The following is a 12,166-nucleotide window of genomic DNA, read 5'->3' as shown; positions in this document are numbered from 1 at the left end:
GCTTCTCTCCCTGCGCAGGGGACACACGCTGTACGAATTCTCCTGTGATATGCCTATTGTGTGTCCCGATTCCCGGGGAGCCGCAAGCCGACGCGGTCGGCCCTCTCAGCGGGCGGGCTCCCCCGGCGCTGCTTAGCGTGACAACGTGAGCGACCAGAAACCCCCAGGGCGGGCCCCCCACGGCTGGCCCCACGCCTTTGTCACCGTGCTCGCCGCGCTGCTGGCCATGGCCGTGGTCGCCGCGCTCGGACTGTGGGCCGCAGGAGCAGCGGACCTGCCCGGCGGCGCGTTCCCCAGCGTCGTCGCGGCCGTCGTCGTGATGGCGGTCGGCGGCTCCGTCGGGCTCTCCGGCGACGCGGGGGCGATCGCCGGGACGAATGCGGGGCTCTCCGTGCTCCCCCTCTCGGTCACCCTCGTCGGGGCCCTGGTGATCGCCGCCGGGTTCCTGCGGCCGCTGCGGCACCGGGCCGTCGCCGACGCGAGGGAGCTGGGCGGCTGGGCCGCGCGGTTCGCGGTGCTGTGGGTCGTGCTCCTGCTCGGCATCGGCCTGCTGGCCCGCCACCGGTTCACCATCGATCTCGGGGAGGGGGACGCGGCCGACATCGGCGATCTGCTGGGGGCCACGCCCCAGGTCGGCTTCGAGACCGACGTGCCGCTGACAGTCCTGTTCGGGCTGCTGTGGCTGGTGGGCGTCCTCGCCGTGGCGCTGCTCGTCTCGCGCGGGGCCCCGCTCCCGGCCCGCCTGCTGCGCTTCCAGGAGTCGGTGCGGCCCGCCGCCTACGCCATGGTCGTGCTGCTGCTCGCGTACGTGGCCCTGGGGCTCGTCGTCGGCCTGGTCGTGGCGGCGACCAAGGGGCATGCGGCCGAGACACTCGCGGTCCTGCTGCTCGGGCTGCCCAACCTCGTCTGGCTCGCCTTCACCGTCGGACTCGGCGTGTCCTGGGAAGGCCGCGTGGACGGGCCCTTCGGACTGCCCATGCCGCGCGTCCTGGACGACGTACTGCGCACTCCGGACGACTCCACGCTCAGCCTGCGGACGCTCGCCGAGCACGACGGCCGGGTGTGGTGGCTCCTCGTCGTCGCGGCGGTCATGGTCCTGGGAACCGCGTTCCTGATGGCGGCGCGCTCGCCCGCCCGGATGCGCGCCTGGCAGCACGCCGTCCACATGGCGGTGGCGCTGACGCTGACGGTGCTCGCCGTCTGCCTGCTCGCCCGTGTCCTCGCCCACTTCGGCCTGTCGATCCTGGGCATCGGGGATCTCGGCGGCGGCCTGTCCGGCCTGGTGAAGCTGGATCCGCAGCTGGGGACGGCGTTGATCCTCGCCGTGGCCTGGGGCCTGGTCACCGGTTTCATCGGCGGTCTGCTCACCCGCAGGGTCCACCGACACGGTGAGGTGGAGAAGGACGCACGCTCCCGGCCCTAGCCCGGCAGCCGCCGGAAGACCGGCCGCGCCCAGCGGGGCGGCTCCGGAGGCGCTCCCGGGGCGGCGGAGGCCCCCACGACCCGGACGTCCACCTGGGTCGCGGGGTGACCCTGCGTGCCACCCGTGGCGGCGGCACGCAGCGCGGCGGTGAATTCGATGCAGGAGCCGTACCGGTCGTCGGGGCTCTTGGCCAGCGCCTTCGCCAGCACCCCGTCGAGAGCGGCGGGGACCTCGGGGCGCTTCTCCGTCAGGCGGGGCGGCTGGTCGTACTGATGGGCCCAGAGCAGCGCCATGTCGTCGTCGCGCTGGAAGGGCGGCCCGCCGGCCATGGTCTCGTGGACGACGCAGGCGAGGCTGTAGACGTCGCACCGCCCGTCCACGGGGCGGCCCGAGATCTGCTCGGGCGCCACGTAGTCGAGGGTTCCGACGAACTGCCCCACGGTCGTGAACCCGGTCAGTGACAGGGACTTCTTCGTCAGGCCGAAGTCCGTGAGGTAGACGTGCTCGGGGTGGTCGCTGTCCGTGCCCTTGGCCACAAGGATGTTGCCGGGCTTGACGTCACGGTGGACCAGGCCGTGGTCGTGGGCCGCGTCGAGCGCGGAGGCCACCTGGGCGGCGATGCGCAGGGCGGCGCCGACAGGGAGCGGGCCCGACTCGTCGAGCAGGTGGCGCAGGTCGAGCCCGGGGACGTACCGCATGGCGATGTAGAGCACGCCGTCCGTCTCGCCCGCCTCGAAGACCGGCACGATGTGCGGGTGCTCGATCGCGGCGGCCACCCGCGACTCGTGCGTGAAGCGCTGCCGGAAGGTGTCGTTGCGTGCGAGCTCGGGGGCGAGCAGCTTCAGGGCGACGGTCCGGTCGAGGCGCAGATCCTTGGCGCGGTAGACGACGGCCATGCCGCCGCGCCCGATCTCACGCTCGACGCGGTACCCGGCGATCTGCTGCCCGACCAGCTCGGAGGGCCGCCCGGAATGGACGCTCGCTCCCGCCGACACGTCGTCGCGCGGCGCGGTCCCCATCAGCCCTCACCGGACCGGACCGGCGGATCGGGGTCGACCGCGAGGGGCGGGATGCGCCGGGTGGCGTCCTCGTCGTACGAGGCGGGCGCGGCGGGCGCGGACCCCGGACCGGCCACGGCTTCGACCACCTGGGTGGGCTCCGGGCCCACCGCGCCCACGGCCTGCGGCGTCTCAGACGTCCGGTCCGGTCCGTCCGCCCCGTCGCCGTGGACGCTCGGGCCCTCTCCCGCCGCGTAGGTGCTGAGCTGCGTCCCGTCGCAGTACACCCACCGCTCATGCTCGGCGTCGTAGAGCCATATCGACTCGCCGTCCACCACCATGCCCACGCGCAGTCCGCGCGTCCGACCGCGGAAGGTCTCGCCGTCCGCGCCGCCGCTCGCCAGTTCCTGCGTCGCGCGGCGGTAGCGGCCCAGCGCCTCCTCCGTTCGCGCCAGGAGCGGGTCCGGGTCCGCCGTGCGGGTCAAGGGCTGGCCGGCGGGCGGCGGGTCGCGCGGGACGGCGATCAGGAGGCGGGCGTCGACCCAGGCCGACCAGCCGTTCGCGCAGACGATCCGGCCCCAGTCCCCGAGCCGCTCGGCCACCTGCACGGGCAGCAGCGCGTCGAGCGGCGACGTCGGACGGTTCGCGTCGGGTGCCTCCCAGGCGGGCAGCCCGTCCTGGGGGACGACATGTGTGGGCCGGAACTCCGCGGTGGTCATCCCGTCCGCCCCTACTTCCGCATGACGGCGGGTTCGTGCCGTCTCAGGAGCCTGGCGACCACGTATCCGAAGACGGCCGAGAGAACCAGCAGCATGCCCATGTTGACCAGCCAGATGCCCGCGGAGTGGCGGAAGAGTGGATCGGCCGTCAGCTCTCCCGGCACGATCCTGCCGAGCCCGATGGTGCCCGCCATCGCGCCCAGCGCCCACCGCGAGGGCACGAGCCACGCCAACTGCTCCACACCGGGCACCCCGTGGAGTTTCAGGAGCGCGCCGCAGAACACCACCTGGACGATGGCCAGGAGCACGAGCAGCGGCATCGTCACCTCTTCCTTGCGCACCAGGGCGGAGACCAGGAGCCCCAGCATCATGGCCGTGAACGCGAGGAGGGCCACCGCCAGGGTGATCTCGACGAGCGGCGGCATCAGCACGCCCTCGCCGCCGGGCGCGTTGAGGTCGACGCCGAGCAGCGCCACCAGGGTCAGCACGACGGCCTGGAGCACGGTGATCGTGCCGAGCACGACGACCTTGGACATCAGGTACGCCGATCTGGAGAGCCCCACGGCCCGTTCGCGCCGGTAGATGACCCGCTCCTTGACCAGCTCCCGCACGGCGTTGGCCGCGCCGGTCAGGACTCCGCCCACGCAGAGGATGAGCAGCGCGTTCATCGCCGTCTCCTGCGTCAGCCTGCTCCCGGCCAAGGCGCGGGCCATGGCGCCCATCACGAACGGCAGCGCGACCATGATCGCGAGGAACGTCCGGTCCGCGCCGAGCGCGGCCGTGTACCGCCGCACCAGCGTCCGCAGCTGCGCACCCCAGCTCTGGGCCTTCGGCGGTGGCGCGTAGGCGGCGACCGGAGCCGCGGCGCCCTGCGGCAGGGGCGGCTGCGCCGAGGAGTTGACGATGTACTGCTGGTGGAAGGGCGAGCGCCGGTACTCCCCCGCCCAGTCCCGGTCGCGGTCCCCCTCGAAGGCCTCGAACGCCTCGGGCCACTCCTCGAAGCCGAAGAACGGCAGCGCGTCGCCCGGCGGCCCGTAGTAGGCGATCCTGCCGCCCGCCGCGAGCACGAGGAGCCGGTCGCACCCGTCGAGGCTGAGCACGCTGTGCGTGACGACGATGACCGTGCGGCCGTCGTCGGCGAGGCCGCGCAGCATGTGCATCACCGAGCGGTCCATGCCGGGGTCGAGCCCGGACGTCGGCTCGTCCAGGAAGAGCAGGGACGGCTTGGTGAGCAGCTCAAGGGCGACGCTCACGCGCTTGCGCTGTCCGCCGGAGAGGCTGTGGATGGGCTGGTCGACGCGCTGCTCCAGGCCCAGCTCGCGGATCACCTCGTCGACCCTAGCCCGGCGTTCCGCCTTCTCGGTGTCCTGGGGGAAGCGCAGTTCAGCGGCGTATCCGAGGGCCCGGCGCACGGTGAGCTGCGCGTGCAGGATGTCGTCCTGCGGCACGAGACCGATGCGCCGGCGCAGCTCGGCGTAGTCGCGGTAGAGGTCGCGGCCGTCGTAGAGGACGGTGCCGTCGTCGGCGGGGCGCAGGCCGGTGAGCGCGTTGAGGAGGGTGGACTTCCCCGCGCCGCTGGGACCGACCACGGCGAGCAGGCACTTCTCCCCGACGGGGAAGGAGATCTTGTCGAGGAGCGTCTTGCGGCCCCGGTCTACGGCGACGGTCAGCGCCTGGACATCGAGCGACACCTCGCCGGTGTCGACGTACTCCTGGAGCTGATCGCCGACGAGGCAGTACGCGCGGTGGCCGACGCCGACGATGTCCCCCGGCGCGACCGGGGCGCGGGCCACCGGCTGGCCGTTGAGATAGGTGCCGTTGTGGCTGCCGAGGTCGACGATCTCGTACGAGCCGTCCGCGAGGACTCGCAGCTCGGCGTGGCGGCGCGAGACGACCAGGTCGTCGATGACCAGGTCGTTGTCGGCCGCGCGGCCGATGCGGACGGTACGCGCGGGCAGCGGGCGCACGCTCGTCGGCCGGCGGAAGGTGCCGGTGGCCGAGGGCGTGCGGACGGCGGAGGGGCGCTCGGGCGCGGCGGGCGCGGGAGGCTCGCGGCCGACGAGCACGGCACGCGGGCCGTCGGCGACGCTGCCGAAGCGCAGGACGCTGCCGGGGCCCACGCCCCACTCGTGGATGCGCCGCCCGTCGGCGTACGTGCCGTTCGTGCTGTGCTCGTCCTCGATCGTCCAGTGGTCGAGCTCGGCGTGCAGGACGGCGTGGTGCCAGGAGACGCGGGCGTCGTCGATGACGATGTCGCTCAGTGGATCGCGCCCGACGTGATAGTCCCGGCTCGGACTCATCACCGTGGAACCGGTGTCGGTCTCCAGGACGAGTTCGGGCGCGGTCGGCGCTACAGGGCGCTCTCCCATGCCCGAATTCTACCCATTTGGCCGTCAGGTGTCCCGCCCGGCGGCAGACCCCCTCCCCGCGTGAAGCACCCCTCCCCACGTCAGGCGCCCCCCGAGGTCAGGCGTCCCCGTACGCCTCTCCCCCGAGCTCGAAGAGCGCGCTGCCCGCGGTCGCGTCCGCGAGCCAGGCGGCGAAGGCCTCCACCTCGGCGTCGGGCAGGCCGATCTCGATGGTCACGGAGTCGCCGTACCGCACGTCGCGCACCTCGCGCCCCGCCGACCGCAGATCGTTCTGGATCTTGCCCGCGCGCTGGTGGTCGACCGTGACGGTGGCGAGCCTGAAGCGCCTGCGGGTCAGGGTGCCCACCGCGTCGAGCGCCTCGCCGACCGCTCCCCCGTAGGCCCTGATCAGCCCTCCGGCGCCGAGCTTGACCCCTCCGTAGTAGCGGGTCACGACGGCGACGACGTAGCGCATGTCCCGGCGCATCAGCATCTGGAGCATCGGCACACCGGCGGTACCGCCGGGCTCCCCGTCGTCGCTTGCCTTCTGCACCCCGGCGTCGGCCCCGATGACGTAGGCGAAGCAATTGTGCGAGGCGGACGGGTGTTCCTTGCGGATGCGGGCGACGAAGTCCTGCGCCTCCTCTTCGGTGGCCGCGGGCGCGAGGGCGCACAGGAAGCGCGAGCGGTTGATCTCGGTCTCGTGCACGGCCTCGCGGGCCACTGTGCGGTACTCGTCGTGCATCCCGCCAGAGTAGGGCCCCCGCGCAGGCCACGGCCCCGGTACGGTGATCCGTTGTGACGTCACCCGAGAATCGCGTACGCCAAGTCCCCCGGAGCACCGACGTGTTGGGAACGCTGCTCGCCGCCGCCCCCGTGACCGTCGTGGAGACCCGCGAGGACCCGGCCGATCCCTTCCTCTTCCCCGAGGAGGCGGACGCCGTCGCGCGGGCCGTGGACAAGCGGCGCCGCGAGTTCGCGACGGTGCGCCAGTGCGCCCGCAGCGCCCTGGCCGGGCTGGGCGTGGAGCCCGTGCCGATCCTGCCGGGCCCCAAGGGCGCGCCGCGCTGGCCGGACGGCATCGTGGGCAGCATGACGCACTGCACGGGCTATCGCGCCGCCGTCGTGGCCCGCGACTCGGCGGTCTCGTCCGTCGGCATCGACGCGGAGCCGGCCGCTCCGCTCGCCGACCCCGATGTCCTGAACCTGGTCACGGACGAGACGGAGCGTACCGCGCTTGCCGGGCTCGGCGTCCGGCATCCGGACGTCCCCTGGGACCGGCTGGTCTTCAGCGCCAAGGAGTCCGTCTACAAGACGTGGTTCCCGCTCACCGGGCGCTGGCTCGGCTTCGAGGACGCCCGGGTGGACCTGGCCGCGGACGGCACGTTCACCGCGGACCTCCTGGTGCCGGGGCCGCGGGTGGAAGGGCGCGAGCTGACCGGTTTCAGGGGGTCTTGGCTGATACGTGACGGTATCGCCGTCACCGCCATCGTCCTGCCGCTCACTCCTCCCTCGCCCGATAGGTAGCAGCACCGCCGAGCCACGTGCCGAGCACCCTTACGTGCCGGATGGCCATCGGGTCCACGGTGCGCGGGTCGGCGGAGAGCCGGACCAGGTCGGCGGGCGCACCGGGCACGAGGGCGAGGCGGTCGTCCGCGCCCGCCTGGTGGGCGACACCGCTGGTGGCCGCGGCAAGGGCCTGCTCGACGGTGAGCCGCTGATGCGGGATCCAGCCGCCCTCCGGGGCTCCGTCGAAGGTGCGCCTGGTGACCGCGACCTGGATGCCCTCAAGGGGTTCGTACGAACTGACGGGCCAGTCGCTGCCGAAGGAGAGCCGCACGCCGTCGCGCGCGAGCTCTCCCATCGGGTACTGCCGGTCGGACCGTTCGCCGCCGATCCGCGGCATCGACAACTCCGTCTGGAGCGGGTCGGGCTGTGCCCACAGGGGCTCGAAGTTGGCGATGACGCCGAGCGCGGCGAAGCGCGGCAGGTCGGCCGGGTCGACGAGCTGGACGTGGGTGATCACCGGGCGGCGGTCCCTGGCGGGGTTGGCCAGGACTGCGGCCCCCACCGCGTCGAGCGCCGCCCGGACGCCCGCGTCGCCGATGGCGTGGATGTGCGTCTCGAAGCCGTCGGCGTCGAACGCGCACACCGCTTCGGCGAGCGCCCGCGGCTCCCACACGGGCATGCCGCAGCTGTGCGGCGCGTCCAGATAGGGGGCGAGCAGGGCGGCCGTCCCGCCCTCGATCACGCCGTCGCTGAAGTACTTCACCGTGCGCGCCGACAGCATCGGGCCGCCCTCGGCAGTGACACGCGCGCGCATGGCGTCGAACGGCTTGCGCTGGTCGCGCCAGCGGTCGGGGTCGGCGCGCTGGGCCAGGTCGACGCGCACGCTCAGCGCGTCGTGCCGGGCCGCCGCGAGGTAGGCCTCGGCCGTCTCCGGCTCGACCCAGGCGTCCTGCACCCAGGTGATGCCCGCTCGCGCGTACGCGATACCCGCGCGGCGCACGGCTTCGACGAGTTCGGCCTCGTCGCGGGCCGGCACCTGGTCGAGCACCAGGTCGCAGGCGTGCCACTCGCGCAGGGTGCCCAGGGGCGAGCCGTCGGGGCGCCGGACGATCCAGCCGAGGCGCGGATCCGGCGTCGTGTCGCGCACGCCGGCCCGGTGCAGCGCCCGGGTGTTGCACCACACCGTGTGGTAGTCGTGTGCCCGCAGCACGACGGGCCGGTCCGGCACGGCGGCGTCGAGCCACCGGGCATCGAACTCCCCGTCGGGCGCGAGCGCGGGGTCGTAGGAGGCGCCGACGATCCACTCCGCGTCCGGGTGCGCCTCGGCCCACCGGCGGACTTCCGTGACGATCGCGTCGACCGAGGCGAGGTCCTTGATCTGCGGGCCGAAGCTCTCCAGACCCCCGAAGAGGGGGTGGGCGTGGCCGTCGCCGAAGGCGGGCATGAGCAGCCCGTCCCCCAACTCGACGACGTCTTCGGCCGCTTCGGCGAGCGCGCGGGCCTCGTCCCCGAGCGCGACGACGCGTCCGTCTCGTACGGCCAGTGCCGTCGTGTCTCCGTGCGCGGGGCTTCCGGTGCGCACCCGCCCCAGGAAGACCCGCGTCGCCGTCCCGTCCGCCATGCTGTTCCGCCCCTCTGTCACACGCTCTCGGCGTCCACTGTCGTCAGCCGTCGGTACGTCTGCGGTGCGCGCCGCCGGATCCGCAGGGCCAGTGCCGCTCCCGCCGCGAACAGCACGGGCAGCGGCGCGATCAGCACCGCGTTGACGCCGCTCGAAGCTCCCGTCAGGAGATCGAGGTTGGCACACACCAGGGCGATCAGTACGGCGAGGCCCGCGCAGGCGGTCAGCGGGGCGGCCACCACCCGCCAGGCGGGCATGCCCCTGCGGTCGCGCCGGAAGAATCCGTACACCGCGAGCGCGGCCAGCGCCTGCATCAGCATGACGCCGAGGATGCCGGAGCCGTTGCTCCACAGGAAGGTGACGGTGTACGGGTCCGCGCCGCTCGCGACGGTCACCGCGACCACGGCGAGGGCGACGGCCGACTGCGTGACGACCGCGGTGGCGGGTGCCCGCGTCTTGGGGGACACGGTGCCGAGGTTGCGCGGCAGGAGGCCTTCGCGGCCCAGGGCGTAGAAGTAGCGGGCGGCGCCGTTGTGGAAGGCGAGGGTCGCGGCGAAGGCGCTGGTGATGATCAGTACGTGCATGGAGTCGGCGGCCCATGCCCCGGCGAACCGCCCGGTGGCCGTGAAGACCATGTCGGCGCCGCCATCCCCCTCGGCGACGGCCTGCGCGCGGTCGGCCCCGTACGCGTTGATGATCATCCATACCGTGAAGGTGTAGAAGAGGGCGAGGAACGCCACCGCGATGCAGGTGGCACGCGGCACCGTGCGCTCCGGCTCCCGTGCCTCCTCCGCGTAGATGGCCGTCGCCTCGAACCCGACGAAGGCGCCGACAGCGAGCACGAACATGCCGCCCACCCCCGCGCCGCCCAGGTGCTCCGGGGAGAGCGTGCCGAAGTCGAGGCCCTGTGGACCTCCCCCGTGCGCGAACAGCCCGGCTTCGAAGACCAGGAGCACGAGGACTTCGAGGACCAGGGCGACACCGAGGACCCTGGCGCTGAACGTGACCTTCAGATAGCCGAGCACCCCGATGGCGACGAGCCCGGCGACCGCCCAGATCCACCAGGCCACCCGGACCCCGGTCAGGTCCTCGAAGCCGGACTCGGTGAACCATCCGAAGGCGACGAGCAGTCCGGCCTCGATGGCGTTGTACGAGTAGAGCGCGACGTACGCCGATCCCGCTCCCGCCGGGCGTCCGAGCCCGCGGCCGATGTAGGCGTAGAAGGCGCCCGCGTTGCGCACGAAGCGGCTCATCGCGGTGAACCCGGCGGCGAAGACGACGAGCAGCAGCCCCGAGAGGAGATAGCCGAGCGGCGCCGCCCGGCCCGCCATGCCGATGGAGAGGGGTGCCACTCCTGCCATCACGGTCAGCGGCGCGGCGGCGGCCACGACGAAGAAGACGAGGTCACCGGTGCCGACGGCACCGCCGCTCAGGCCCTTGGCGCCGTGGGGGGTGGGTTCGCTCACGCGGGGACTCCGGCCTGCTGGGGGGGCTCGGGCAGGGGCGGCCCGAAAACTAAAGCCTTTAGTCCGGGTCGCCAGGACCGTACTCTGCACGCGGGCGGCTGTGAAGACCGCGTCCACAGAACCCAGTTACGGGAGTTGCGGGATCATGGGCAGAGGCAGACCGCGCGTACCGGTGCTCGGCGCGGACCTGATAGCGCGCGAGGCCCTCGCGCTGATCGACGCCGAGGGGGCCGGCGCCTTCAGCCTGCCCCGCCTGGCCGCGCGGCTCGGGGTGAAGACCGCCTCGCTCTACAACCACCTGGACGGCCGCGCCGAGATCATCGAAGGCGTACGGCGTCTGATCGTCGAGGAGATGGACGTCTCCGCGTTCCGGACGCTGCCGTGGCCAAACGCCCTTGCCGCGTGGGCCCGTTCGTACCGCGACGCCTTCGCCCGGCATCCGCACGCCGTCGAGCTGCTCGCCACCACGACCATCAGTTCGCCGGCCACCCTGAGCATGTACGAGACGGTCGTGGCCGCCCTTGCCCGCGGCGGATGGCCGCAGGAGCGGTTGACCGGGGCGCTGACCAGCGTCGAATCGTTCCTCCTCGGCTCGGCGCTCGACCTCGTGGCACCGCCTCTGATGATCGAACCGGCCGGGCACACGCCGCGGGTGCCCGTCCTGGCGGCCGCACTGGCGAGCACCGCGGGCGGCAGCAAGGCGGGGCGCGCCGACGAGGCGTTCGCCTCGGGGCTCGACGCGCTGATCCGCGGACTCGTGGCGCAACTGGATGAATTGCGCGGGGAGTAGCTTCCGGCAGCGCGGGACCTGCGGTCAGAGGCCGCGCGCCGGGTCGGCGAGGGTCTCCCAGAACATCGCCTCGTAGCGCTGGAGGAGCTTGCCGTAGCGCAGGGCCGACCCGGTCGTGTCGAGGCCGCGGCCCAGGCCCGCGCCCACCGCGGCGAGTGCCTGCCGCTCCAGGTCGGGTGCGGGCTCGGCGAAGAACGCGAAGAACCCGCAGGCCTCATCGCTGAAGCCGTAGTGGTCGGGGAGGGCGCGGGCGAGGGTGGCGCAGTAGGCGCCCCAGGCGGCGAAGTTGGCGGTCAGGGCGAGGACCACGTCGGCGGGGGCGCCGTTCAGGGCGAGCCAGGCCACGTAGGCGGGATAGGCCTGGCAGCCCGCGCGCGGCTCGTACGAGTCGGCGTCGGTCTTGTCCACCCCGCATGCCGCGACCAGGGCGTCGAGCCGCTCGAAGGCGAGCGTCTCCCCTTCGGCGAGCGTGCGGAAGAAGGCCTCGCACTCGGCTTCTCCCGCGTCCGCCGAGCGTGCGGCCAGGTGCAGGAACGAGCGCCGGTCCGCGGGGATCACGGAGCGCTGCTCCAGGGCGAGAGCGGTGATCGCGGAACGGTTCGCGGTGCCGTCCGCGACCCGCGGGACGAGCGGGTTGGCCGCCGGGTCCGGCGCGAGTTCCGCCGTCACGGCGTCGAGCAGTTCCTGTGCGGTCCGGGTCATCGCCTGTTCTCCCTGCCTCGGGCGGACCTCCCGGCCCGCCTGCTAGCTTCTACACTGTTGTAGAAACAAGAAACCTCGACATACCGACACACCGACATACGGAGCTCTCATGGCCCTGTGGGACCGCGTCAAGGAATCCGCATCGACGATGCAGACCCAGCTCATGGCGAAGAAGAACGACCTGAAGAGCGGCGCCTTCCGCGACTCCAGTATGGCGATGTGCGCCCTCGTGGCGGCCGCGGACGGCACCATCGACGCGTCCGAACGCCAGCGCGTGGCGCAGCTCATCGCCACCAACGAGGTGCTGCAGAACTTCCCCGCCGACGAGTTGCGGCGCCGCTTCGACACGTACCTCGACAAGCTGACCGCCGACTTCGACTTCGGCAAGGTCAGCCTGTTGCAGGAGGTCGCCAAGGCGAAGAAGAAGCCCGCCGAGGCGCGCGCCGTGATCCAGATCGGCATCGTCATCGGCGGCGCGGACGGCGACTTCGACCCGACGGAGCGCGCGGTCGTCCGGGAGGCGTGCTTCGCGCTCGACCTGCCGCCGCACGAGTTCGACCTCTGACCGGCCCGGATCGGTGTACCGCCTG

Annotated in this window: 11 protein-coding genes; 4 read left to right on the top strand and 7 right to left on the bottom strand. The window is 72.9% G+C overall.

Annotation, left to right across the window (positions count from 1 at the left end):
* Window positions 1-226 precede the first annotated feature (226 nt).
* Window positions 227-1,423, top strand: coding sequence for a streptophobe family protein (locus ACQKIP_RS26340; protein WP_365862553.1), 1,197 nt, complete (start codon window positions 227-229; stop codon window positions 1,421-1,423).
* On the opposite strand, the gene ACQKIP_RS26335 is transcribed toward ACQKIP_RS26340, so the two are convergent.
* The 4 genes from ACQKIP_RS26335 to ACQKIP_RS26320 form a co-directional block, all read right to left on the bottom strand.
* A complete protein-coding gene (locus tag ACQKIP_RS26335; RefSeq protein WP_365862267.1) occupies window positions 1,420-2,442 on the bottom strand; it encodes a serine/threonine-protein kinase in 1,023 nt (340 codons plus the stop codon). The genes ACQKIP_RS26340 and ACQKIP_RS26335 overlap by 4 nt on opposite strands.
* Window positions 2,442-3,140: a hypothetical protein gene (locus ACQKIP_RS26330; RefSeq protein WP_365862265.1), complete on the bottom strand. Its 699-nt coding sequence runs from the start codon at window positions 3,138-3,140 to the stop codon at window positions 2,442-2,444. The genes ACQKIP_RS26335 and ACQKIP_RS26330 overlap by 1 nt, the downstream gene beginning before the upstream one ends.
* Window positions 3,141-3,151: 11 nt before the next feature.
* Window positions 3,152-5,509 (bottom strand): FHA domain-containing protein, encoded by a 2,358-nt coding sequence (locus ACQKIP_RS26325; protein ID WP_365862263.1) that lies wholly within the window; start codon window positions 5,507-5,509, stop codon window positions 3,152-3,154.
* A gap of 97 nt (window positions 5,510-5,606) precedes the next feature.
* Window positions 5,607-6,233, bottom strand: coding sequence for a YigZ family protein (locus ACQKIP_RS26320; protein ID WP_365862261.1), 627 nt, complete (start codon window positions 6,231-6,233; stop codon window positions 5,607-5,609).
* 101 nt (window positions 6,234-6,334) lie between these two features.
* Between ACQKIP_RS26320 and ACQKIP_RS26315 the strand changes: the two genes are divergently transcribed.
* Window positions 6,335-7,015 carry a 4'-phosphopantetheinyl transferase family protein gene (locus ACQKIP_RS26315; protein ID WP_365862259.1) on the top strand — a complete coding sequence of 227 codons (681 nt, stop codon included), beginning with the start codon at window positions 6,335-6,337 and terminating at the stop codon, window positions 7,013-7,015.
* Here ACQKIP_RS26315 and ACQKIP_RS26310 read toward each other — a convergent pair.
* Both ACQKIP_RS26310 and ACQKIP_RS26305 read right to left on the bottom strand, forming a co-directional pair.
* On the bottom strand, window positions 6,990-8,618 hold the full coding sequence (locus ACQKIP_RS26310) for an amidohydrolase (protein WP_365862257.1): 1,629 nt from the start codon (window positions 8,616-8,618) through the stop codon (window positions 6,990-6,992). The two genes, ACQKIP_RS26315 and ACQKIP_RS26310, sit on opposite strands and share 26 nt — an antisense overlap.
* A 17-nt stretch (window positions 8,619-8,635) precedes the next feature.
* Window positions 8,636-10,084, bottom strand: a complete 1,449-nt coding sequence (locus tag ACQKIP_RS26305; protein ID WP_365862255.1) for an APC family permease — start codon at window positions 10,082-10,084, stop codon at window positions 8,636-8,638.
* Window positions 10,085-10,229: 145 nt separating this feature from the next.
* Here ACQKIP_RS26305 and ACQKIP_RS26300 point away from each other — a divergent pair, with 145 nt between their 5' ends.
* Window positions 10,230-10,874 carry a TetR/AcrR family transcriptional regulator gene (locus ACQKIP_RS26300; protein ID WP_365862253.1) on the top strand — a complete coding sequence of 215 codons (645 nt, stop codon included), beginning with the start codon at window positions 10,230-10,232 and terminating at the stop codon, window positions 10,872-10,874.
* Between the two features lie 24 nt (window positions 10,875-10,898).
* On the opposite strand, the gene ACQKIP_RS26295 is transcribed toward ACQKIP_RS26300, so the two are convergent.
* Window positions 10,899-11,576, bottom strand: coding sequence for a transcriptional regulator (locus ACQKIP_RS26295; protein WP_365862251.1), 678 nt, complete (start codon window positions 11,574-11,576; stop codon window positions 10,899-10,901).
* Window positions 11,577-11,685: 109 nt separating this feature from the next.
* Between ACQKIP_RS26295 and ACQKIP_RS26290 the strand changes: the two genes are divergently transcribed.
* On the top strand, window positions 11,686-12,141 hold the full coding sequence (locus ACQKIP_RS26290) for a tellurite resistance TerB family protein (protein WP_365862249.1): 456 nt from the start codon (window positions 11,686-11,688) through the stop codon (window positions 12,139-12,141).
* Window positions 12,142-12,166: the final 25 nt, after the last annotated feature.

It is taken from the genome of Streptomyces sp. NPDC059900, from assembly GCF_050270335.1.
Lineage (GTDB): Bacteria > Actinomycetota > Actinomycetes > Streptomycetales > Streptomycetaceae > Streptomyces.
This window is presented reverse-complemented; position numbering and strand designations above follow the sequence as displayed.